This is a genomic window from Verrucosispora sp. CNZ293 (genome assembly GCF_002754655.1).
In genome coordinates, this window is the sequence record NZ_PEFR01000001.1 from 4,805,081 (window position 1) to 4,828,913 (window position 23,833).

At 68.6% G+C, this 23,833-nt stretch carries 18 protein-coding genes; 7 read left to right on the top strand and 11 right to left on the bottom strand.

The features are described 5' to 3' along the window. Positions 1 to 11: 11 nt before the first annotated feature. Together CLT74_RS21955 and CLT74_RS21960 are read right to left on the bottom strand one after the other, a co-directional pair. Positions 12 to 2,405: a hypothetical protein gene (locus CLT74_RS21955; RefSeq protein ID WP_486582489.1), complete on the bottom strand. Its 2,394-nt coding sequence runs from the start codon at positions 2,403 to 2,405 to the stop codon at positions 12 to 14. Continuing rightward, positions 2,402 to 3,193 carry a deoxyribonuclease IV gene (locus CLT74_RS21960; protein WP_099848441.1) on the bottom strand — a complete coding sequence of 264 codons (792 nt, stop codon included), beginning with the start codon at positions 3,191 to 3,193 and terminating at the stop codon, positions 2,402 to 2,404. Before CLT74_RS21960 ends, CLT74_RS21955 begins: the two co-directional genes overlap by 4 nt. A gap of 508 nt (positions 3,194 to 3,701) precedes the next feature. Here CLT74_RS21960 and rpsF point away from each other — a divergent pair. The 4 genes from rpsF (at position 3,702) to rplI (ending at position 5,342) form a co-directional block, all read left to right on the top strand. Next, positions 3,702 to 3,992 (top strand): 30S ribosomal protein S6, encoded by a 291-nt coding sequence (rpsF, locus tag CLT74_RS21965; RefSeq protein ID WP_013736576.1) that lies wholly within the window; start codon positions 3,702 to 3,704, stop codon positions 3,990 to 3,992. Between the two features lie 99 nt (positions 3,993 to 4,091). Beyond that, a complete protein-coding gene (locus CLT74_RS21970) occupies positions 4,092 to 4,601 on the top strand; it encodes a single-stranded DNA-binding protein (protein WP_093409371.1) in 510 nt (169 codons plus the stop codon). Between the two features lie 41 nt (positions 4,602 to 4,642). After that, a complete protein-coding gene (gene rpsR, locus CLT74_RS21975) occupies positions 4,643 to 4,882 on the top strand; it encodes a 30S ribosomal protein S18 (protein ID WP_007073789.1) in 240 nt (79 codons plus the stop codon). 13 nt (positions 4,883 to 4,895) lie between these two features. Then, complete coding sequence (gene rplI / locus CLT74_RS21980; RefSeq protein ID WP_099848443.1) at positions 4,896 to 5,342, top strand: 50S ribosomal protein L9; 447 nt, start codon at positions 4,896 to 4,898, stop codon at positions 5,340 to 5,342. 79 nt (positions 5,343 to 5,421) lie between these two features. On the opposite strand, the gene CLT74_RS21985 is transcribed toward rplI, so the two are convergent. Continuing rightward, complete coding sequence (locus tag CLT74_RS21985) at positions 5,422 to 7,056, bottom strand: hypothetical protein (protein ID WP_099848445.1); 1,635 nt, start codon at positions 7,054 to 7,056, stop codon at positions 5,422 to 5,424. A 377-nt stretch (positions 7,057 to 7,433) separates the two neighbouring features. On the opposite strand from CLT74_RS21985, the gene dnaB reads away from it, so the two are divergent. Then, a complete protein-coding gene (gene dnaB / locus CLT74_RS21990) occupies positions 7,434 to 10,199 on the top strand; it encodes a replicative DNA helicase (RefSeq protein ID WP_486582492.1) in 2,766 nt (921 codons plus the stop codon). Between the two features lie 44 nt (positions 10,200 to 10,243). On the opposite strand, the gene CLT74_RS21995 is transcribed toward dnaB, so the two are convergent. From CLT74_RS21995 to CLT74_RS22015, 5 genes are all read right to left on the bottom strand, one after another. Continuing rightward, the gene (locus CLT74_RS21995) at positions 10,244 to 10,918 is read right to left on the bottom strand and encodes a maleylpyruvate isomerase N-terminal domain-containing protein (RefSeq protein WP_099848449.1); all 675 of its coding nucleotides are present in this window, start codon (positions 10,916 to 10,918) and stop codon (positions 10,244 to 10,246) included. A gap of 180 nt (positions 10,919 to 11,098) precedes the next feature. Continuing rightward, positions 11,099 to 11,494, bottom strand: coding sequence for a TFIIB-type zinc ribbon-containing protein (locus CLT74_RS22000; protein ID WP_099848450.1), 396 nt, complete (start codon positions 11,492 to 11,494; stop codon positions 11,099 to 11,101). A gap of 19 nt (positions 11,495 to 11,513) precedes the next feature. Further along, positions 11,514 to 12,146, bottom strand: coding sequence for a phosphoribosyltransferase (locus CLT74_RS22005; RefSeq protein WP_099848452.1), 633 nt, complete (start codon positions 12,144 to 12,146; stop codon positions 11,514 to 11,516). Further along, entirely contained in the window at positions 12,143 to 13,468 is a 1,326-nt protein-coding gene (locus CLT74_RS22010; protein WP_099852584.1) for a glycosyltransferase 87 family protein, read from the bottom strand. The genes CLT74_RS22005 and CLT74_RS22010 overlap by 4 nt, the downstream gene beginning before the upstream one ends. Positions 13,469 to 13,481: 13 nt before the next feature. Continuing rightward, entirely contained in the window at positions 13,482 to 15,944 is a 2,463-nt protein-coding gene (locus tag CLT74_RS22015; protein ID WP_099848454.1) for a bifunctional diguanylate cyclase/phosphodiesterase, read from the bottom strand. 468 nt (positions 15,945 to 16,412) lie between these two features. Between CLT74_RS22015 and CLT74_RS22025 the strand changes: the two genes are divergently transcribed. Continuing rightward, positions 16,413 to 19,535, top strand: coding sequence for a BTAD domain-containing putative transcriptional regulator (locus tag CLT74_RS22025; RefSeq protein ID WP_099848458.1), 3,123 nt, complete (start codon positions 16,413 to 16,415; stop codon positions 19,533 to 19,535). 322 nt (positions 19,536 to 19,857) lie between these two features. Then, a complete protein-coding gene (locus tag CLT74_RS22030; protein WP_099845012.1) occupies positions 19,858 to 20,640 on the top strand; it encodes a transposase family protein in 783 nt (260 codons plus the stop codon). 89 nt (positions 20,641 to 20,729) lie between these two features. Here the strand turns inward: CLT74_RS22030 and CLT74_RS22035 are convergent, their stop codons facing one another. From CLT74_RS22035 to CLT74_RS22045, 3 genes are all read right to left on the bottom strand, one after another. Then, on the bottom strand, positions 20,730 to 21,320 hold the full coding sequence (locus CLT74_RS22035; RefSeq protein WP_143697013.1) for a hypothetical protein: 591 nt from the start codon (positions 21,318 to 21,320) through the stop codon (positions 20,730 to 20,732). A 172-nt stretch (positions 21,321 to 21,492) separates the two neighbouring features. Continuing rightward, positions 21,493 to 22,326, bottom strand: coding sequence for an IS5 family transposase (locus CLT74_RS22040; RefSeq protein WP_099845014.1), 834 nt, complete (start codon positions 22,324 to 22,326; stop codon positions 21,493 to 21,495). A 163-nt stretch (positions 22,327 to 22,489) separates the two neighbouring features. Continuing rightward, a complete protein-coding gene (locus CLT74_RS22045) occupies positions 22,490 to 23,323 on the bottom strand; it encodes an IS5 family transposase (protein WP_099845014.1) in 834 nt (277 codons plus the stop codon). Positions 23,324 to 23,833: the final 510 nt, after the last annotated feature.

Sequence of the window (23,833 nt, forward strand, 5' to 3'; positions counted from 1 at the left end):
AACCGGCACGCTCAGAGGCGGAAGACGACGACGTCGTCGATCTCCTCACGGGTGATGCCGAGCCCGTCGACAGGCGCGTCGACGCTCACCTCCCACGGGGTGCCGGCGATCTTGTTGCGCAGCACCAGGACGTTGTGCACGCCCAGCGTGCGCAGGTAGTCGACGCTCGTCTGGTCGGGGAAGGTCATGGCGACCCGGCGTACGTCGTTGAGTTGGCGTGGGGTGAAACCGCTGCCGCCGTTGACGATGTCCTGGAACCGGGTGGTCGACCAGAGCATCACCGGCTGGTCATGGTTCTGCCCGCTGGGCAGGACGAGCAGCGGACCGTCGACCGAACGCATCGCCGCCGGCTGCGTCGGCACCACCGGATGGGGTGTGGTGTTTGTGCCCTCGGCGATGACGAGCAGCAGCGGCACCAGGGTGGCCAGGCGCAGCCAGGGGCTCGGCCAGGACGGAATCCGTTCGGCGGAGATCTCCCGGACCCGCTCGGCGTACGCGCTGACCGCCCCGGCCGCGAGCAGCCCGAGCAGCAACGTGGCCCACAACATCAACCGGCCTGGTGTCCGGATGCCACTCCAGCCGGGCAGATGGTCGAAGAGCGGTACGTAGGTGAAGCGACCACCGAACAGCTCGGTGCCCATCGACAGGGCCATCGCGACAAGCACCCCGGCGAACAGCAGGAGCCGTTGGCGGACCTTCCAGACGGAGAAGAACAGGCCACCGAGGGCCAGCGCGTACAGCACGAAGCCGGGCAGCAGCGTCATCTCCGGATGCCACGGCAACAGCGAGCGGGCGCCCTCGTGCAGGCCGCCCCAGAGACGGGACTCGGCCGGGGCGGTGACGAAACCGGTCGCGGGTGGCGAGAAGACGGCGATGTCGTCGATCGTCCGCTCCGCGTTCGGGTGCAGCTGCGCGACGGTGAAGTACGGGATGGCCATCAGGACGCCCACCCCGGCGAAGATCAGCCCGCCGATCAGGTCGGCGACGAACAACCGCTGGCCGAAGGGACGCTTGAGCCGCCAGAAGATCCGTTTCGCGTACCAGATGACCGCGGCCACCAGCACGATGCCGGCGAGCAGGTACGCGAACGGCAGACCGATACCGAACCCGAGGCTCAGCTGCCAGGCGGCCACCAGCCAGCCGGCGTACACCCAGCCCTCGTGCCGACGCTCGGGTCGGTAGCCGTGCCGGAGCGACCAGCCGTGCCCTCGGGCCAGCATGGCCAGCGCCAGCGGAATGCCGCCGTTGGAGACCACGTGCAGGTGACCGGCCTGGGCAAGCAGCCACGGCGCGTAGGTGTAGGTGACACCGGCCACCGCGGATCCGATCCGGCTCGCGCCGAGCTGCCGGGCCAGCACGTACGCGCCGAAGGTGGCGAGGGCGTGCGCCAGCACGAACATGATGTTGTAGCGAACAAGGGCGGCCTCGGGGCCGCTGCCGATCATTCCGGCTGGCGCGTACCCGAGCAGGGTGTCGGAGAAGGCGAAGCTCCACCGCTCGGGAAAGAACGCGTTGGCATGCCACAGTTGGGCCGGCTCGGTCAGCAGGATGTGCCCGGACCAGGCCATCTGCCAGGCCTGGAGGCTCGGATCCCAGTAGTCCTGCGGCAGCGTGTGTGCCGGGTAACGCAGTGTCGGCCAGGTCATCAGCACGGCCAGCGCCAGTGACCCGACGGCGGCCAACGTCCACTCGTGGATCAGGAGCCGGCCGAACCACCGGCCCAGACGCCCGTACCAGGACGGGACCGGCTCGGGCGCGGGCCCGAAGGCGGACCATCGATCCGGCTTGCTGCCATCCTCCGCCGGGCCGGCGCCGTCCGGCTTGCCGCTGCCGTCCTCGCCGGACCTGTCGCCGCCGGCCCGCCCGGAGGAGCTGTTCTCGTCGGCGGGCTCGTCCTTCTCCCCGCCCGCGTCCTTGTCGGCGACCTTGGTCTTGTCAGCGGCCCTGTCGCCAAGTTTGCCCTCGTGGTGGGCCTTGGTCGGGTCGTCGGCCCTGCTGCTGTCGGCGGCTGTGCCGGCGGAAGCGTCCTTGTCGGCGGCGGTCTTGTCGGCGACCGCGCGGCCAGCGGCCTCGTCCCTGCCCGCGGCATCGCTGCCCGCGGTGGTCCTGCCGTTCTCGTCCTTGCGGGCAGCGGTCGTCGCCGCGGCGGTGTCCGTCGCTGTGCCTGCGGGCTTTCCCGGAGCAGGGTCGGTGCCGGTGCGCTTCTGCGCCGGGCGAACCGCGTCGGCCGGACCGTTCGTGGTGGCCACGCCCGGGTCAGCCTTGTCCACGGCGTTCGCCCGGACCTCGTCGGCAGCGTCGCCCGGGCGCTCCGGGGCGGTGCCGGCGAGCGCCGACCCGTCGGTGGCTCGACCGTCGCGTGAGGTCGGCCTGCGGCCGCCGGGGGCGGACTGATCCGTGGTCATCGTGCCCCGGTCTCCCCGTCGAGCTGTCCGCGCAGGTAGGCGATGTCGCCGCCCTGCCCCTCGGCTCCTCCGGGCGTCTCGACGATCACAGGTGCCCCCGCCGCGCGGATCACCGCGACCACGAGGTCGGGGTCGATGGTGCCGCCCGGCAGGTTGTCGTGCCGATCGCGACCCGACCCGAACGCGTCCTTGGAGTTGTTGGCGTGCACCAGGTCGATCCGGCCGGTGATCGCCTTCACCCGATCGACCAGGCCGAGCAGTTCCTCCCCGCCTGCGTGGGCGTGGCAGGTGTCCAGGCAGAAACCGACCTCGTGGTCGCCGACCGCGTCCCAGAGCCGGGCGAGCGCATCGAGCCGTCGCGCGCAGGCGTTCTCACCGCCGGCGGTGTTCTCGATCAGAATGGGCAGCCCGAAGCCGCCGGACTCGGCCGCGTACGACAATGCCTTGCGCCAGTTGTCGAAGCCGGTTGCCGGGTTGTCACCGGCGTTGACGTGCCCGCCGTGGACCACCAGGCCCTTCGCGCCGATCGCGGTGGCCGCTTTGGCGTGCGCGAGCAGCAGCTTGCGGCTGGGGATCCGGATGCGGTTGTTGCCGGTGGCGACATTTATGACGTACGGCGCGTGCACGTAGACGTCGACGTCGGCGCTGCTCAGCGTTTCCGCATCGGCACGCGGCTGCGGAGTCTTCCAACCTTGGGGGTCGGAGAGGAAGAACTGCACGGCGTCTGCCGCTCGGGCGGTCGCCTCCGCCAGCGGGTCGGTCGGATCGACGTGGGCTCCGATACGCATGCAGGCGAGCCTACGTCCCGTCCCCGACGGCCGGGGCGACGCCCGCTACCTGGTCGCGTCACCGTCGCCGACGGTAGTCGTTGATGCCAATGGATCCTCCGGTCAAGGCGACGCGGCCGGAACTGACAAGGAATTTGTCGGTAATTCCGGGATTTGCCCCGTGAAGCACCAGCTTCCGCGATAACGTCAGGTAACAACGTGATAAAGCTCCGCGGGGCGTCTCCGGTCCAACCTCATCGGTGTGGTCGTTCCTCCCCAGGTCCCACCCAAGGAATGCGGACCAGGCGCCCCGCGGCCCCGTGGCCGGGGGTCCGTGCCGACAGCGACGTCGGCCGGGCCCCCGGTTCGCTGTGCACCGTCACCTCGGTGATGGTGATCGTCCGGGCCGGGTATCCTGGTCCGGTTGTCCGTCCCCGGCCGGGTTCCCCTGGTGCAGAGCGGGCCACGACGCACGACCTCCTGCCACGGAAGGACCGTGGCCGCATAGCCCACAGGAGGTGAGCACGTCTTGCGTCATTACGAGATCATGGTGATCCTCGACCCCAGCCTCGAGGAGCGCACCGTCGCCCCGTCGCTCGACACGTACCTGAACGTGATCAGGACCGCGGGTGGCTCGGTGGAGAAGACCGATGTGTGGGGCCGTCGTCGCCTCGCCTACGAGATCAACAAGAAGGCCGAGGGCATCTACGCCGTCGTCGACCTCCAAGCGACGCCGGAGGCGGTGGCCGAACTGGACCGCCAGCTGCGGCTCAACGAGTCCGTGCTGCGTACGAAGGTCATCCGGCCGGAGATGCGCTAGCAAACCCACCCCGGCCCCTACCCGGATCAGCCTCACCGTCGCTGTCAGAGGGTTCTGAGAACCTGTACGGCGAACGGATGAGCGCGCGAGGAGTTGGTCATGGCAGGAGACACCACCATCACGGTCATCGGCAACCTGACCGATGACCCCGAGTTGCGGTTCACCCCCTCCGGTGCCGCGGTCGCCAAGTTCCGGGTCGCCTCGACGCCCCGGTTCATGGACAAGGCATCCGGCGAGTGGAAGGACGGCGAGCCGCTGTTCCTTTCGTGCACCGTCTGGCGGCAGGCCGCGGAGCACGTGGCGGAGTCGCTTCAGCGCGGTGCCCGCGTGATCGTCTCGGGTCGGCTGCGTCAGCGGTCGTACGAGACCCGCGAGGGTGAGAAGCGCACCGTCATCGAGCTGGAGGTCGACGAGATCGGCCCGTCACTGCGCTACGCCACGGCGAAGGTGCAGAAGATGTCCCGGTCCGGCGGCGGTGGCGGCGGCTTCGGTAGTGGTGGCGGTGGTGGCCAGGGCGGCGGAGGCAACTTCGACGACCCCTGGGCTTCGGCCGCACCGGCCCCCTCCCGTTCGGGTGGCGGCAACTTCGACGAGGAGCCTCCGTTCTAATGGCGCCGAGCGCCCGTGATCGTAAACCAGGAGCAAGAGCAATGGCGAAGGCTGCGGCACTGCGCAAGCCGAAGAAGAAGGTGAACCCGCTCGACAAGGACGGGATCACCTACATCGATTACAAGGACACCGCGCTGCTGCGCAAGTTCATCTCCGACCGCGGCAAGATCCGCGCTCGGCGGGTGACCGGCGTCACCTCGCAGCAGCAGCGGCAGATCGCCCGTGCGGTCAAGAACGCCCGTGAGATGGCGCTCCTGCCGTACACCGCGACGGCCCGCTGAGAAAGGCACCGATATGAAGATCATCCTGACTCAGGAGGTGTCCGGGCTCGGTGCCCCGGGCGACATCGTGGAGGTCAAGAACGGCTACGGCCGTAACTACCTGCTCCCGCAGGGCTTCGCGATCGCCTGGACCAAGGGCGCGGAGAAGCAGGTCACGCTCATCAAGCGGGCTCGTTCGGCCCGCGAGATCCGCGACCTGGACCAGGCCAACGAGGTGAAGGCACAGCTCGAGGCACTCAAGGTGACCCTCAAGGCCCGTGCCGGCGAAGGTGGCCGGCTCTTCGGCTCGGTCACCCCGGCCGAGATCGTCGACGCCGTCAAGGCGGCCGGCGGCCCGGCTCTCGACCGGCGGCGGCTGGAGGTCACCGGCCACATCAAGTCGATCGGGTCGCACCCCGTGCGGATCAAGCTGCACCCCGAGGTGGCCGCCTCGTTCAACCTCAACGTCGTGCAGGGCTGAGTCCCCGGCTGACGAACGACACAGGGCCCGCACCGTCTACCGGTGCGGGCCCTGTTCGCTGTCTCGTGAGCTGATCGGATCAACCGATGGGCTGGCCGGTCACCGCGCTGATCATCACCGTGGAGAGGCCGCCACCGACCACGGCGGCGGCGAGCGCCACGGTGGTCGGGCGCCAGGTCGTACCCACCCGGCGCAGCAGCGTCGCGATCGCCAGGCTGCTGGCCAGTGCCAGACCGAACCGTGGCATCCCGCCCACCATCGCCCCGAACGCGCGCGCCCGAGGCGACTCACAGCCACCGCCACTGATGTCGGTCACGCACCCCACAGGTGGCGTCCCGTCCAGGGTCAGCAGCCAGACGAAGACCACGACCGCCGGCAGCACGTAACAGGCCGCAGTGTAGAGCAGGGGCAGCCAGGGGCCGCCCGGGTCGGGGTCGAGCAGGTCGTCTTCCAGTCGACGGTGCCAATTCGCGTTGCCCACCGACTCGATGCGCCGTCGTACCGCCGCGATGCCGACCGGCCGCGCCTGCGGGACCGCCGCCGCACGACGCCTTGGTGCCGGGCGCGGACGCGGTGCCGTGTAGCCCACCACCGGCGACCGGGGCGCCGACGCGGAAGCATCCACCCAACGCGGATCGTCGCCAGCCAGTCTGGTGCCCGGCCAGAAGGTCTCCTGAGGTGGCTCCGGCTCCGGCTCAGGTCGGGCGCTCCACGACCCCTGCTGCGCGCCGGGTGGGCCGCCCGAGCGGGGTCGCGCCGTCCGATCCCAGCGGTCCGGCTCGGAGTAGCCGTCCCACCGGTTGCGATCCCACTGCCGCTCCCGCCGGTCCAGCTCGGGATCGCGGTCCCACTGGCCCGTGCTGTCCGGCTCCACCCACTGGTCCGTCGCGGGTGACTGAAGCCACTGGCTCGTACTGTCGGCGTCCCAGGGGTCGGCCGGACCGGACTCGGCACGACGGTCCAGACCCGCGGGTTGCTGCCAGGCGTGCAGACCAGAGGCGTCCCACGGATCCACCGCCTGTTGTCGCGGCGCCGGCTCAGCCGCCCGCTCCCACGGATCCACGGCCGGGCCCGGTGCCGGCTCCGCCGCCCGGCGCCGACGTCGAGGGGTGGGGTCGGCGGCCGGCTCGGAGTCGGGCTTCTGCTGGTCGTCCTCTGCCAAGCCGGACCAGGTCACCTGGCGTTGGCGAGACTGCGCTCGACGCGGTCGGCTCTGCGGCGCCACACCCGAGACCGGATCGTCCTCCTCGGCCCGGCGGCTGCCGACGTACCCCTCCTCCTGTGGACGGTCGAAAGTCCACTCGCGGGTGTGGTCGGACTGCGGTGCCACTGCTGGGGACGGGGCGATGGCGCGGGGCGACGCCGCACGCCAGTCCGCCTCATCGGAGCGCCGGCTCCGGGCAGCCCTCGACGAACGCCCGCCGCCGTCTCCGTAACGCGGCCGGTCGTCATCGTCATCCTCGTCCGGCGCGGCGTGCCGACCGCCACCGTCGACGCTGCTGACACCCGACTCCAGTGCCCAGCGCGGCAGATAGGGCTCGGCCGGCTCGTCCTGCCCGCGCTCGATCGCGCGCCGACGACTCGGAGTGCGATAACGCTCCACCGCCGAGTCGTAACGCCCGGCCCGTGAATCCTCGACGGGCTCGGCCCACGAAGCGGTCGGTCGCCGCTCGCGCGGACCGTCCTCCCCGCGTGCCCAGTCCCGGTAACTCACGGCCGGAGCGTGACCCTTCTCAACCGAAAGTGCAATCCGCTGTCCAGGTGTAGCCGTAGGCCACCGATCTTACGGGAGGTTCAGGACAAAGCCCTACCCGGAAATTCTCTCCACAGGCTGGGGAAAAGAGTTCATGCAGGTCAGAGGCTTGCCGCCGAGAATTCCCCATCCGTTATCCACACCCTGTGCACACGCTGCGCACACGGTTGTGCACCTGCGTCCACAGGTTGTCCCGAGGCTCGTCCACCGGCACGGTTGAGCGGCTGACCTCGGAGTCCGTATGGTTGCCACCGACCTGCCGCCGCGATGGCCCCCGATCGAAACGGCCGGTCGACGTTGTCGCACCCGGGCGGTAAGCCTGGAACCGATCCGACGCAGTGGAGGGGGGCCCGGTGTCGGTCACCGACGACAGGCGGACGGAGTCGTTCCAGAGCGGCGGGCAGCAGCCCGCCGACATGCCACGCGACGGTCACTTCGACAAGACGCCACCGCAGGACGTGGCTGCGGAGCAGTGCGTCCTGGGCGGCATGCTGCTCTCCAAGGACGCCATCGCCGACGTCGTCGAGATCCTCAAGACCAACGACTTCTACCGGCCGATCCACGCCACCGTCTTCGACACCATTCTGGAGATCTACGGCAGGGGTGAGCCGGCCGACGCCATCACCGTCGCTGCGGCACTCGCCGATTCCGGCGATCTGGCCCGCGTGGGTGGCGCTCCCTACCTGCACACGCTGATCGCGAGCGTGCCGACCGCCGCGAACGCCGCCTACTACGCCCGCATCGTCAGCGAACGCGCGGTGCTCCGGCGTCTGGTCGAGGCCGGCACGCGGATCGTCCAGCTCGGTTACGGCACCGCGAACGGCGGCAGCCGGGACGTGGACGACATCGTCGACCTGGCTCAGCAGGCCGTCTACGACGTGACCGAGCGCCGGGTCAGCGAGGACTTCGCGGTCCTGGCCGACATGCTGCAACCGACACTCGACGAGATCGAGGCGGTCGGCGCCCAGGGCGGCGTGATGACCGGCGTGCCGACCGGCTTCACCGACCTGGACCGCCTGCTCAACGGGCTGCACCCCGGCCAGTTGATCATTGTGGCGGGGCGACCTGGCCTGGGAAAGGCACTGGCACTCGACACACCACTGCCGACCCCAACCGGCTGGACCACCATGGGTGAGGTGCGGGTAGGCGATCAGCTTCTCGGCGCTGACGGTAAGGCCACGACCGTCACCCACGCCTTTGAAACACGCTATGACCGGCCCTGCTATGAAGTCGAGTTCTCCGATGGGTCGACCATCGTCGCTGATGCCGAGCACCTGTGGAAGACGACGACCAGGGCAATGCGGCGGGGTGTCGCCGGAGCCTCCCGTACCTTCAACTGGTCACCGAAAGCCGCGACTGACCTGCGTCACCTTGCGGCTGGTTCGAATTCCGACGATCTGGTCACCGCAGCCGATGCGGTCAAGGCCGTCGGGGGGTTCCGTGACACGGTGTACCGAGTAGCCAGAACGGTTACCCACCTCGGACACCGGACAGGGGTAGCCGGCCCCGTTCCCCGTGTCTACTCTGCGCGCGACCTGTACAGCGCACTCCTGGAACGGGTTGAGGCTTGGGATGCCGTCGTAGTGGCTGCCCGGCAGTCCGAGGTAGTGACCACTGAGCAGGTGCGGGCCACGCTCAGAACACCGACGGCCGATCGCCGACTGAACCACGCCGTCGAGAACAGCAAGCCCCTCCAGTTGCCGGAACGACTGCTTCCTGTCGCGCCCTACACCCTGGGTGCGTGGTTGGGGGACGGGCACAGCGCGGGAAGCCGGATAACGAGTGCCGACCCGGAGATTCTGCGGTTAATCGAGCAGGATGGCTACCGCACCAAGCAGTCGACGGCTACGCCATTGCTGTACTCGATTCTGCTCAACCGCAGCTGCGGGTGTGTGGGTCGCAGCGACTGCCCACTTTGTCACGGTCAGCCGCGTTCGCTCGTAGAGGTGCTTCGGTCGGTCGCTGTGTTGAACGACAAGCACATCCCCTGCCAGTACCTTCGCGCCAGCGAGCAGCAGCGCCGCTCGCTACTTGCGGGACTGCTGGACACCGACGGCACTGTTGGCGCTACGGGCAACGTGCAGTTCACGACAACCTCCCCGAGGCTGGCAGATGACGTGTACGAGCTGGTTGTCAGCTTGGGCTATCGCTGTTCAGTGATCCGAAAAGCTGTTCAGGGGCGAACGTCCGAGTCGTCCGTGGCGTTCACCCTCAACTTCACGACGACCGACGAGGTGTTCGGCCTGTCGCGGAAGCGCGCGGTGCACCGGGATCGGAGACGTAGCAGCACCAACGTGCGGACCGGCAGTCGTTTCATCGTTGATGTTCGCCCCGTGTCGAGTGTTCCGGTTCGCTGCGTAACCGTCGACAACGAAGACCACCTGTACCTGGCTGGCCGGTCGATGATTCCCACGCACAACAGCACCGCGAGCATGGACTTCGCGCGTAACGCTGCGATTCGTGCCAACCAGGCGGCGGCGATCTTCTCACTGGAAATGAGCAAGGTCGAGATCGTCATGCGGCTGCTCTCGGCCGAGGCCCGAGTGCCACTACACGTGCTGCGAAGCGGGCAACTGTCCGATGACGACTGGACCAAGCTCGCCCGATGCATGGGTGAGATCAGCGAGGCACCGCTGTTCGTGGACGACACGCCGAGCATGAACCTGATGGAGATCCGGGCCAAGGCTCGTCGGCTCAAGCAGCGGCATGACCTCAAGTTGATCGTTGTCGACTATCTCCAGCTGATGACCTCGCCGAAGCGTACCGAGAGCCGGCAGCAGGAGGTCGCGGACCTGTCGCGTGGCCTGAAGCTGCTGGCCAAGGAGGTCGAGTGCCCGGTCATCGCGGTCAGCCAGCTGAACCGTGGTCCGGAACAGCGCACCGACAAGCGCCCTCAGTTGTCCGACTTGCGTGAGTCTGGGTCTATTGAACAAGATGCGGACGTTGTCATACTTCTGCATCGCGACGATTACTACGACAAGGAGTCACCCCGCGCCGGGGAGGCGGATTTCATAATCGCTAAACACAGAAATGGCCCGACTGACACGGTGACCGTCGCCGCCCAACTGCACCTGTCGCGCTTCGTCGACATGGCGATCGTCTGACCTGGCCCGACCGGGTCCGACGGGCACAGCCGAGGCTCACAGGCTCAGCCGAGCACCGGGAAGCGGGCGGCCAATGCACCGAGTTCGCCTCGCTCCGGTTCGGTGAGCGGCAGCCGCCCGGCCGCCTTGAGCAGGTAGTCGTGGTCGTTCCAGCCGTCCGGTCGGGTAACGACGCCGCCGAGCAGGGCGTCCACGGTGGCCACCGAGACCCGGGTCGCGGCCGGTCCGGGTAGGGGCGCGTCCGGTAGATCCAGCACCAGGTCAAGGTGGTGAATAACGGCTTCGGTGGTGAGGGTGTCCAACAGGTCGGCCACCCGCAGCACGTGCCCCTGGGTGGTGACGAAACCGGCCGGATCCGCGTTGCCGGCGGCGCGTACGGCGGCCGGCGCGGTGTCGGCCCAGAGCCGGACCACCCCGGACGGGCGGTCGAACGCGGCAGCGGAGCGGCGGGCCCACCAGGCGTGCCGGACGTTCCCGTCACCGCCCGGAAACGAGTGCCAGTAGCTGACTGAGTCGACGGTGGCGGGTGGTTCGGCGGGGCTGGCCAGCGCGACGAGTGCCCGCTGAGCGTCGCAGAGCACGTGAAAGAGGAGGTCAGCGACCAGCCATCCCCGACATCGGGTCGGTCGCTGAAGATCGCTGTCGTCCAGGTCGGCCACCACCGTGCTGATGCCGTCGTACGCGTTGGCCAGTGCGATGTGCGAAGCTCGCGACCCCATGCCGGCAGCGTCCCACAGCCGGTGTCCGCCGGCACGCTCAGCGACCTGTCGGGCGGTGCGGGGCGCGACCGGAACCGGTGTCAGCCGGGCAGCGACGGACTCAGGCGGTGGGCTGACCGGGCTGAGGCACCGGTGACCGGTCCGGCCATTCGGCCGGACCGGCCTCCGGGGCTGAACGGCTCAGCCGAACATGTCGTCGAGGAAGCTCTTGCGCTTCTTCCGGCGGTAGTGCCCGTGGTAGCCGTAGTGCTGCTGACTGTGGCCGTAGGCGGGAGCCGGGGCCGGGTAGCCGTGCTGTGGGGGCGGGGGCGGCGGCACCGCGCCGTAACCGGGCTGGTGCGGCGCGGGCGGTGGGGGCGGGGGCTGGTAGCCGCCCGGCTGGGGGGCGTGCTGGGCCGGCTGCGGCGCGGCGGGGGCCTGCTGCGCGCTCCAGTTGGCCTCCGCCTCGAACAGCTTCTCCAGCTCGCCGCGGTCGAGGAAGATCCCCCGGCATTCGCCGCACTGGTCGATGACGACGCCACTGCGCTCGTACTGACGCATTTCTCCGTGACACTTGGGACAGGTCAGGCTCATCACCCGACGGTACCTGGTCGACTCACGCGGTAGCGGTCAGCGCCTCCGTCACCTCGTCGTCAGAAACCTCGTGGAAGTCGTCGTAGTACGCCCCGACGGCGGTGAAGGCTTCCGGCCGCTGGGCGCAGATCACCTGGTCAGCTTCGTCGGCGAGCATCTCGTACGCCTCCTGGGCGCCGACCGGGACGGCGGCCACCACCCGACGGGCGCCGAGATGACGAGCCACCTGCACGGCGGCCCGGGCGGTGGCACCGGTGGCCAGCCCGTCGTCGACGATGACCGCGGTGCGGCCGGTCAGGTCCAGCGGTGCCCGACCGGCCCGGTAGAGCCGTTCCCGCCGCTCCAGTTCCGCCTGCTCCCGGCGCTGCACGTCGGCGATGTCGTTGGGGTCGAGCTGCCTGGCCACCACGTCGTTGAGCACGCGTACGCCAGCCGGACCGAGTGCGCCGAAGGCGACCTCGGGCGCCCACGGCATGCCGAGCTTGCGGACCACGAGTACATCAAGTGGTGCGCCGAGGCGTTCGGCGACGACCTGGGCCACCGGCACGCCGCCGCGTACCAGGCCCAGCACGACGACGTCCGGTTCGCCGATCAGGGCGGTGAGTCGGTCGGCGAGCACCCGGCCCGCCTCGGTGCGGTCGCGGTAGGTGGTCATGTTCTCAGGTCTACGCCCTGTGGGCCCTCTTCGCCCGCCGGTTGCCGGATCCCGGGAACGTCGAGTGCGGCTGCCCAGACGAGGAACGCCACCGGATAGAGCAGATAGCCGAACCGGGTGGTGGGCATCAACAGGATCGCCACGAGCAGCCCGTACCCGCAGACGAGCGCCGCCGAGCGGGCGGTGCGGGGCGGACGGCGGGCGAGCCGGACGGCGATCGCCACCGCCGCGGCGACCAGCAGGGCCGCTGCCACCGCCCGGCCCGCCGGCAGCGCCTCGGCGATCAGGTGACCGGGGAACGGTGACTGTGCCGGGCTGGAGACCAGACCGTGCCCGAGGGGGAACCGCAGCACGTTCTCCACCAGGGCGTCCCGGTCCACCAACAGGGTGGGCAGCAACGCGACGGCGGGGAGACCGAGCGCACCGGCGGCGACCCGCAGGCCGACCCGCCGGGAAATACCCCAGATGACCAGGACCGCGGCGACCGGCCAGGCGAAGAGTTTGAGCGCACCGGCGAGCCCGACGGCGACGCCGGCCCAGCCGGGTCGTGCGGTGGCGGCGAACGCGAGGGCCAGCAGGCAGAGCGCGAGCACGGGTAGGTCGTCGCCACCGGTGGCGAGGGTCAGCGCGCAGACGGGTAGGACGGTGGCGGCCTGGATCCTGCGGAGCAGGGCGGCGTCGTGCCCGAGCGCGGCGGCCGTACCCATGGGCCGGCGCAGGACGCGGACGGCGAGCAGGAGGACGAGGGCGGTGCCGACGGCGAACCACACCCGGGCGTCGCTCCACCACGCGTCGGTGGCCGCCCGAGGCAGCCCGAACAGGGCCATCCCCGGTTGGTACGGCGTGTAGCCGAGCAACTGCTCGCCGGGCGGCAGCGCGGCGATGGCGTCGGGTCCCAGGTAGGGCGTGCCGGTCTCCACCAGCCGCCGACCGGACTCCTCGACGACCAGCACCTCTTCCTGAGCCCGGTCGGTACGCCCCGCCGCACGCTGCCTGCTCTGTACGACGACTGGCAGCAGGGCGACGGTGCTCCAGGTGAGGGCGGTGACCAGCCAGCGTGCGGGCGGTCCGACAAGCGTCGAGCCGGGCCGGTGCCGCCGGAGCAGGAGTTGACCGAGCGCCACGACGGCCGCGGCGAGGTAGCCGAGTGCGGCGATGCCACCCCAGGCGCGGTGCGGCAGAAGGGTGGAGGTGGCCGCGGTGACCACGGCGAAGGCGGCGGATACGGCGTAGAGGCCGAGGTCGAGAGCGAGACCCCCGGCGGCGGTGTCGATCCGGTGCCACCACCCGGGACGGCGGCGGGTCGGGGTGGTGGTGCTCACCCGGGCAAGTGTGTCAGGCCGGCTGGTGGCGGCCCCGGCCACCCTGTCGGCGTCCCTGCGGTAGCCGAACCACCGCACCTGCGTCGTGCAGGGCGACAGCCAGGCAACCGCTCCGGTCGCCGGTGCCGCGCTGGAGGGCGGCGAGCAGCGTACCGGCGGGCAGTGGGCGGGCGAAGAGATGTCCCTGGCCGGCGGTGCAGCCCAGCTCCCAGAGGGCGTGCCGTTGCGCCTCCCGCTCCACGCCCTCGGCCACCACGGCGAGATCGAGGCTGCGACCGAGATCAAGGGTGGAGCGGATGATCGCGGCGGCCTCGGTGGAGGATTCCATGGCGGTGACGAAGCTCCGGTCGATCTTCAGTTGGTGTACCGGGATCCGGGAGAGCAGCGAGAGCGAGGAGTAGCCGGTGCCGAAGTCGTCAAGTGCGAGCCGGACGCCAGCGTCGCGCAGCCGGGTGAGTACCTGGTCGACGACGTCGAGCTGACTGAGGGTGAGGGTCTCGGTCAGTTCCAGGATCAGCCGGTCCGGTGGCAGGTCATGGGCGCGCAGGCGGGCCAGCACCGAACCGGGGAACCGGGCGTCGAGCAGGCTGCGGGGGGAGACGTTCACCGCCACGGGTACGTCGAAACCGGCGTCTCGCCAGGTGCCCGCGGCGATCAGGGCCTGATCGAGGATGGCGTCGGCGAAGGCCGGGAGTAGTCCCGAGCGTTCGACCGTCTCCAGGAAGCGCAGTGGGTCGATCATGCCGTGGGTGGGGTGACGCCACCGGGCCAGCGCCTCGGCGGCGATGACCTCTCCGGTGCCGAGGTCGACGATCGGCTGGAAGTTGACTGTGAACTCGTGGTCGGCGACGGCCCGGGGCAGGTCACCGCCGAGGGTGAGGCGACCCAGGTCGGCGGTGTCCCGGGCGGACGCGTAGGTGGCGACGCGTTGTCCGGTCCGCTTCGCCTGGTACATGGCGACGTCCGCGCGGCGCAGCAGTTCGACCATGCCGCCGGTGGCGGGGGCGGCGGCGATGCCGCCGCTGGCCTCCACGTTGATTCGCATGCCCTCGATGTCGAAGGGTTCGTGCAGGGCCGCCAGCAGCGTTTCGGCCCGGTGGGCGGCGACCGCGGGGGCGGGCAGGGCACGCATGAGTACGGCGAACTCGTCGCCGCCGAGCCGGGCGACCAGGTCCTCGGCGTGGGCGGCGGCCCGCAGACGTTCGGCGACGGCCGCGAGCATCTGGTCACCGGCGGTGTGGCCGAGGGTGTCGTTGACCTCCTTGAAATGGTTCAGGTCGATCAGGACGAGGGCGCTCACCCCGTCCGCGTGCCGTTGCTGCAGGTGGTCGTTGCCCGCGTCGAGCAGATGGCGCCGGTTCGGTAGGCCGGTGAGCGCGTCGTGCGTCGCGTCGTGCGCGTGGGCCTGGGCCACCCGGCCGAGTTCGGCGTACGCCTGGGCGTTACGGATCGCGGTGCACAGGGCCGAGGCGAAGGTGTACAGCGTGTAGTGCTCCCGCTCGGAGAGTTTCACCGGTCCCCGGAATCGCAGCCGCAGCATGCCCACGTCGACGGTCTTGTCGTGCCCTTCCAGACGGGCGGCCACCACCGCGCCCTGGACGGTGGTGGGCTCGTCGGCCGTCCCGTCGTAGGTGACTCCTTCGGCGCCGCCGCGTACCACCCGGTCGTCGTCGCGCAGCTCGACCTCCACCTCGTCGGCGGAGAAGAGTTCGGAGGCCCGGGTGACAGCGGTGGTCAGGACCTCGTCCAGCTCGACCACGTTGAGCGCGTCGGTGGTCTGGGCGAGCCGCTGCCACACCTGCTGCTCGGTGCGGCTGCGGATCCGCGCCGAGTAGAGCAGATGCAGGCTGAGCATCAACGGAGGCACCGCGAGGAGCAGCCGGACGTCGATGTTGATGAGCAGCACCGTGCTGATGATGACGACGAGGCGGGCCACGGCCGCACTGATGCGGAGACCCCAGTCCTCGCGGAACAAGGTGCGCAACGAGGTGCCGGTCGCCATCGAGATGACGGGCAGGGTGACGAGTTCGTCGAGCAGCACCGCAGCGAGATAGGCGACAGCCAGGGGCAGCGCCGTGTCAGCGAGACCTGAGCTGGCGGCGGGCCACTCGAACACCTGGAGTACCAGGCCAGCGACGGTGGCCACGAGCATGTTCTTGCCGATGCCGAATGCCCTCTTGATCGGCGAGCTGCCGGTGAGGATGGTGGCGATCGCGATGCCGAACCCGGTGGCGAGGATGACCACCGAGGCGGGTGCCACCGCGAGCCCGATCACGATGGCCGTCTCGGTCCAGGCGATGTCGTGGTTGGTGGAGCGGATGCGAATCCTGACCTTGACGACGAAACCGACCGCAACAAGTGAGATCAGGGTGGCCCAGGTGGTGGTCGCCGTGATGGCGCCGTAGCTGGGCAGGTGGGCGACGGAGACCGCACCGGCGAGGCCGGCCAGAACGACGACGAGACCGACGAGCAGCATCAGCCGCTGATCGGTCCCAGTCTGTCGGGCCTGCCGAGCCAAGCGTCATCCCCATTCGTCACCGGGGCGTTGCGCTCCGCAAGCGTACTCCGGCTGCTCCTGGTCGGACAGGAGGCTCAGTTCCATTCGTGCGAGTTCATCTCGACCCCCAGCTGAATCTGACTTCACCTTGCTGCCAGACCCTAGGGGGGCTTGCGGGCATTAGCGACGATTCATGTCCTAATGCGCATAATAGGCCAATATGGAGATGTCATATCACGGTCCGTCTTACCCTCTTGACTGATTGTTCAATAGCGGTCGAGTTTCGCTCCTGCTACGGCCGGAATGTCGGTCAATCAAGTGTGGCCACCGTCGCTATTCAGTTCATCGTCGCTTCGGTTGAGCTTGCCGCGACCGAGTGCAACGTACCGGGTGCCGGCGGCGCTAAGCTGCATACAGTGATCTTTTGAATGCGGTCAGAGGGGTCGGGTGCAGATTCAGGTTCTTGGCGGTCTCGCGGTGCGCCTCGGCTCACAGGCGTTACCACCTGGAACCCCCAAGCAGCAGACCGTCCTGGCCATGCTCGCGTGCAACGCGGGGCAGCTGGTGTCGGTTGAACAGCTCGTCGATGAACTGTGGTTCGAAGATCCGCCTCCCTCGGCAATACCGAATGTCCGTACTTATGCGGCTAACTTGCGACGCGGTCTTGAAGCGATGCTCCCGGGTCGGGAGGTGCTGATCCGCGCCCGGGACGGTTACCGACTCGATGTCGACTGCGAGAGCGTGGATCTCTGTGCCTTTCGAGCGGAGGTGACCGAGGCGCGGCGACTCCTCGGCGGTGACGAGCGGGAGGCGGTGCGACTCCTGTCCCGAGCGCTGGCCCGCTGGCGTGGGCCGATGCTCACCGGGATCGCCCTCGGACCGCAGCTCTCCGCTCAGGTGGCTGCCGCGACCGAGGATCGACTGCTGGCCACCGAGCTGTACGGCGACCTGCAGATCCGGCTCGGGCGCTATGACGAGGCCCTGCCGGTGCTACGGGAACTGCTGATCAGGCATCCACTGCGCGAGCCGGCTCACCTGTTGCTCATGCAGGCTCTCCACCTCGGGGGCGACTCCGCGGGTGCCGTCGCGGCGTACACCGCAGCTCGTCGAACCCTGCGTGAGCAGCTGAACGTCGAGCCCGGGGCGGAACTGCAACGCTTGTACGGTCGTATCGTCCGGCACGAGGGGAAGCCCCGGCCCGCCGCAGCAACCGAAGCGCTGGAGAACGCGCCGGCCACCTCCGTTGGCCAGGTGCAACGGCTGCTCTTCCACCTCCCGAGGACGGTCCCGGACTTCGTGGGCCGTGCGGACGCCGTTGAGCACCTGTTGTCCACGACCTTGCGAGCCGGAGAGCGCACCTGCGCGGTACACCTCATTGACGGCATGGCCGGCAGCGGCAAGACAACGCTTGCCGTACACGTGGCCAACCGACTCGCGGACCGATTTCCTGACGCCCAGTTGTTCATCGATCTCAAAGGTCACGACCCTGCGGAAAAGCTGAACTCGTCGGCGGCGACGGCGACCCTACTGCGGCAACTCGGCACACCGTCCAGCCACATACCGCCGGACTTCGGCGAGCGACTCGACCTGTGGCGTCGCGAACTGGCGGGGCGCAAGGTGATCATCATTTTGGACAATGCGGCCGACACCGCGCAGGTCGGACCGTTGCTCCCCACGGCACCGGGAAACCTGGTGATCGTGACCTCGCGCCGGCGGATCAACGGCTTGGATGTCAATCCGCCGGTGTCCCTGCCCCTGCTGGAGCCGGCGGAGGGTGTCGCCCTACTGGCGTCCACTGCGGGTGTGGAGCGGGTGGCAGCGGAGCCCGAGGCGGCAGCAGCGGTGGTGGAGAGTTGTGGTCACCTGCCGTTGGCGATCCGGCTTGCCGGTTCTCGGCTCGCGCATCGTCCGAACTGGCGGGTGGCGGATCTGGCAAAGCTGCTGACGAGCAAGGCACGCCGGCTGGATCACCTGACCTCCGGGGACCGGAGCGTGGCCGGTGCCTTCGCCGCCTCGTACGCCCTGCTGAACGAGCCCGCGCAGCGACTGTTCCGACTGCTCAGCGTGCATCCGGGAAACGAGTTCGGCCTGCTGGCCGCCAGCGCGCTGTCCGGCCTGTCACTCGACGACACCGCCGACCGGCTCGACGCCCTTCAAGACTCCCATCTGATCGAAGAGTTGACGGTGGGCCGTTATCGGATGCACGACCTCATCCGACACTACGCTCACGATCTTTCGACTCGTGTGGACCAGGCGGCTGCGCGAGGAGAGGCGTTTGCTGGCCTGCTCGATCTGATGCTGCACTTGTCCTTTCTTGTGGCCGAAAACCTTGAAGGAAGCCGCATTCGTATCCACGTCGTTCTCGGCTCTCCGCGCCGACCCGACCTGGTTCAGATGAGGAACGAACCTGCCGAGAAATGGATGGAGACCGAACAGGCCAATCTGGTGTTGCTGGTCGGTAGGGCTCAGGAGTGGGGTTTTAACCAGGAATCATGGCAGTTGGCGCGGGTGCTGTGGCGGTTTCTGTACACTCGAGGGTGCTACGAGGATATCGTTCTGACCAGCCTTCAAGGGCTTGCGGCGGCAGAGAAGATCGGCGACGAGGGGGCCGTGGCCGTCATGCACAACTATCTTGCCTCCGCCTATTTGCGAACCGGTAACTATCCGGGCGCTTTAACTCACGTGGAGAAGGCTGTCGAGATCTGCGAGCGCTGCGGTGACCGATCTAACCTTGCCCGCTACCAGGCAAACCTGGTGGCAATTTATTGGCTTCTCGGCGAGCCTGAGAAGGCGGTTGCTGTGGCGCTGGAGCGAATGCGAGAAGGAATTGCTTCGGAGACGCATGAGACCGCCACCCATCTGCCGAACCTCGGTCTCGCGATGGCGCTGCTCGGGAGATACGACGAGGCCCTGCGCGTGCACCGCCTTCACCTGTACCTCGGACGCCAACTTGGTAGCCAGTTCCATATTCTCAACGCGCTCGGTCACATCGGTGCGGTGAAGTGTCGCATGGGGCAGTACGACGTGGCCGCACGAGCGCTGCGGACGGCGCTCGCCATGCGGCAACGCACCGGACACCGTTACGCAGAGCCTGAGGTCCGGAACGACCTCGGAGTAGCCCTACGTGGACTCGGACGCGTTGCGGAGGCGGTGCTTGAGCATGAGGTTGCCCGGAAAATGGCAGCCGATGCCGGCGAACCTCATGTCGAGGCGGCCGCTATCAACGATCTTGCGCTGACCCTCGCCGGTTCGGTGGCGACAGCGAAGTTGATCGAGCTGCACCGCGAGGCGTTGCGGGTGGCCACCCGGATAGCTCATCCCTATGAACAGGGGCGAGCCCTGGCTGGGTTGGCTGAGCACATGTGGTCTGTTGATCAGGCTGAGGCGCGTCGGCACTGGGCACGGGCGTTGGCGATTTTCCGGCGGATGGGGGTGCCGGAGCAGTTTGACGTCGCCCGACGCTTGACCGAGGCCGGAACCCAGCAACCGCCGGAGAGCATGCCATCGACCGCTGCCGCGCAGTATCTGACCGGACGCAATTTGATGATTCACCTTGGCCGGTGCGAGTAGGCAAAGCCAATCCAGAAGTGACGATACTCGCAGATTGCCGGTGTCGCCGTCGCCGTGCCCGAGCGTTCGTTGCGGTTCACCCGGTCCGGTGCGCATTGTTAGGGTGCGCTCACGCGAATGCCCGCCTCACAAAGGGTGCGAGAAGTGAAGATTGAGGTGCTTGGCGGCTTTCGGGTCTCGTTTGGTTCGTCTGAAGTGAGCCTTTTCCAACCTGATCTGGCAGGTCAGCCCGGGTCGGCAGGGGGTGCTGATCGATGAGGGCGAGGCTCCAGGTAGGACAGCAAATCGACCAAAACCCGATGCCCCGACCGGGAGCCTCGCCATGCTGTCCTACCCTGCCACCATCCCGTTGTCCAGCCGGACCCTCAACCACCTCGCCGACCGCATCCGCGGCCACCGCCAGCGGCGCAAATCCCGGTGGAGGCGACTGACCCCGGGCCGCCAAGCACTACTGGCCCTGGCCCACCTGCGCAACGGCGACACCTACACCTGCCTCGCCGCCGGCTTCGAGATCGGCGTCGCGACCGCCTGGCGCTATGTTCAAGAAGCGATCGCCTTGCTCAGCGCAGCCGCCGAGGACCTGGACACCGCCATGCGGCGCATCCGGCAACTGGCCTACGCGATCCTGGACGGCACGCTGATCCCGATCGACCGGGTCGCCGACCAGAAGTCGTACTACTCCGGAAAGCACAAACGTCACGGCGTGAACGTCCAGGTCATCGCGGACGCGGCCGGGCGTCTCGTCTGGGCCTCGGCCGCGCTGCCCGGCTCGACGCATGATCTGACCGCCGCCCGCACCCACAGGATCATCGACGCGCTGACCAGCGCCGACGTCATGACTTTCGCCGATAAGGGCTATCAAGGCGCCCACGGCAGCGTGCGTACCCCGTTCAAGCGGCGCCGCTTCCGGCCGGAACTGTCACGCCGGCAGAAGGCGATCAACCGGGCGCAAGCGAAGATCCGCGCCCGCGGTGAACGCGCGATCGCCACGCTCAAGACCTGGAAGATCCTGGCCAAGGTGCGCTGCTGCCCGCGCCGAGCCACCGCGATCGTGCAGGCCATCCTCGTCCTGCACCACGTCGAAGTCGACCGCTACGCAGGATGAAAGGGCTCAGTGTGGGAGCACGATGATGCCAACCCGGCCCTGCGTGTTGGTCGTGCACCCCACGGCAGGGTCGGCCAGCGGTATGTGCATCAGGGAGGGCTGTACTCGCTCGCGGCGGAGCACAGCATAGAGATGTCCCGATGCCAGACGCTTCCGGTCAAGACGATCGGATAGCTGGCCTTCCTGACCTTCCCACCAACTGTCTCGACTGTTAACTGCATCGACAGCGGCTGAGGCCCGAACGCGGACAACGAACAGCCGAAGAGCGCCTCCACATCGACGGACACTGTACCTCCCGAGCGAACTAGCCAGGACTCGCCGCTGCTGCGGACCACGACATCTTGTCTCTGCGCTTGGGCTGACAACACGGTGATCGGCGCAGGGCCAGTGTTGATCACCGCAAGCTTCCCGTTCATCTGGGCGAGACCCTCCGATTCCATGTGCGCACCGTCATTCGTCGCGGGCATGACTACGAGCTGCACGATCGAGTCCCGCTGCTGCCGTTCGCGAGCGTCTCGTAGCCCGTTGACGCCGACACCACCCAGCACGACCCCAACTGCGAGGACAGCGACGAGACGGGAAACAGTCTGGGGTTGGGCAGGAGAGCCACCTCGGGTGGCGGTGCCGCCAGGCTGCGCATCATCGCACTCGTCGAGATCGATCGTGCTTTGCTCAGGCATGGCGAAAGCCTAGAGATTGATGCCGCAGATCTGGGTCAGGTCCGTGCTGTCGAATAGTCCTGTCGCTGAAGTCCCTGCCGTCACGGCTGCCATCGACGCCTTCGCCGAATCGCCCTTGTGTGAAGACTGTCAGCATCAGTAGGGCTGTAAGTGCGTGTTTGAGATGGGTTGATCAGGTCCGGTTGAAGGTGCGGCGGGGTTGCCGGCGGGCGGGTTGGCCGCGGGTGATGCGGCGGGTCATGCCGGCGATGGCGGCCCAGCGGATGAGGGCTTCGGAGACAGTCGGGTGGCGTTCGTAGTCGCGGGCCAGTCGACGGCAGGCGGTGAGCCATGCCAGGGTGCGTTCGGCGACCCAGCGGCGGGGGTGGACGGCGAAGCCGCGTTGGTCGGCGGGTTTGCGGACGATCTCCAGCGTCGTGCGTAGGGTGTCGCGGGTCCAGTCGACCAGCCGTCCGGTGAAGCCCTGGTCGGCGTAGACGTGCCGGATCGGGGTGAGCATGCAGGCGTGGAGCAGGGCGGTCTTGGCGCCGTCGCGGTCCTGCCAGCTCGCGGCGAGCACGGTGACGGTGACCAGCAGGCCGAGGGTGTCGGTGATGATGAATCGCTTACGGCCGTTGATCTTCTTGCCCGCGTCGTAGCCTCGGGTGTCCCGGCCGACGGTGTCGGCTCCCTTCACGCTCTGGGAGTCGATGATCCCCGCCGACGGCTGCGACTGACGGCCCTGCTGCACCCGCGCCTTGATCCGCAGCGTGGCCAGGAGCTTGTCCGTGACGCCGGCTTCTTCCCACCGGGTGAAGTACCAGTACACCGTCTGCCACGGCGGAAGATCCGCCGGCAGGTACCGCCACGGGCACCCCGAACGCACCACGTACAGGATCGCGTTGACGATCTCCCGCCGCGGGTGCTTCTCCCTGCGGCCGTCCGTGTTCGGCTCCGGCAACAGTGGCTCGATCAGCGCCCACTGGGCGTCCGTCAGGTCGGAGGGGTAGCCACGGCGCGCAGACACCGCGCCACCCTGCCCGCCCCGGCAACAGATGTCACGCCGCCACACCGTCCACAACAGACCTTCTCAAACACGCTCTAAGGGTTCTGCCAGACGGTCGGAACTGACAGCCGGGCCCTGGCACTGCTGCCGCCGGTAGCCTGAGTGCGTGTTTGAGATGGGTTGATCAGGTCCGGTTGAAGGTGCGGCGGGGTTGCCGGCGGGCGGGTTGGCCGCGGGTGATGCGGCGGGTCATGCCGGCGATGGCGGCCCAGCGGATGAGGGCTTCGGAGACAGTCGGGTGGCGTTCGTAGTCGCGGGCCAGTCGACGGCAGGCGGTGAGCCATGCCAGGGTGCGTTCGGCGACCCAGCGGCGGGGGTGGACGGCGAAGCCGCGTTGGTCGGCGGGTTTGCGGACGATCTCCAGCGTCGTGCGTAGGGTGTCGCGGGTCCAGTCGACCAGCCGTCCGGTGAAGCCCTGGTCGGCGTAGACGTGCCGGATCGGGGTGAGCATGCAGGCGTGGAGCAGGGCGGTCTTGGCGCCGTCGCGGTCCTGCCAGCTCGCGGCGAGCACGGTGACGGTGACCAGCAGGCCGAGGGTGTCGGTGATGATGAATCGCTTACGGCCGTTGATCTTCTTGCCCGCGTCGTAGCCTCGGGTGTCCCGGCCGACGGTGTCGGCTCCCTTCACGCTCTGGGAGTCGATGATCCCCGCCGACGGCTGCGACTGACGGCCCTGCTGCACCCGCGCCTTGATCCGCAGCGTGGCCAGGAGCTTGTCCGTGACGCCGGCTTCTTCCCACCGGGTGAAGTACCAGTACACCGTCTGCCACGGCGGAAGATCCGCCGGCAGGTACCGCCACGGGCACCCCGAACGCACCACGTACAGGATCGCGTTGACGATCTCCCGCCGCGGGTGCTTCTCCCTGCGGCCGTCCGTGTTCGGCTCCGGCAACAGTGGCTCGATCAGCGCCCACTGGGCGTCCGTCAGGTCGGAGGGGTAGCCACGGCGCGCAGACACCGCGCCACCCTGCCCGCCCCGGCAACAGATGTCACGCCGCCACACCGTCCACAACAGACCTTCTCAAACACGCTCTGAGGGCTCTTCCTTTGAACCGCCCCGGGTTCTGTGGAGTCTCTACAAGATCCGGGGCGGTTCACTTCTCTCTTGCCTGGCTGATCTGACCCGTCCCGCGACGGCATCGCGCCCACCCTCCTGTCGGCGCCGTTGACACGCCTCAGAGCCAGCACTCATCACCTGTCCCGCAGCCGCCGTATCGGCGGGCGCGGGCGTCAACCCCGATCCGCGTAGGCGGTCACCCACTCGGGTGACCGCCGTTTTGTCATGTCCAAGGAGGACACGATGCTCCGTCTCTACCAACACCCGGACGGCGACCTGATCGCCGTCGATCGCACCGCAACCCCATCCGATCCCCACACCGGTAACGCCGCGGCCGTCCGTGAGGACCGCCGATCCGGTCTAGTCGGCAACACGACCCCCGCCGGCATGGTGCCGTCGCGCGGACCGGGC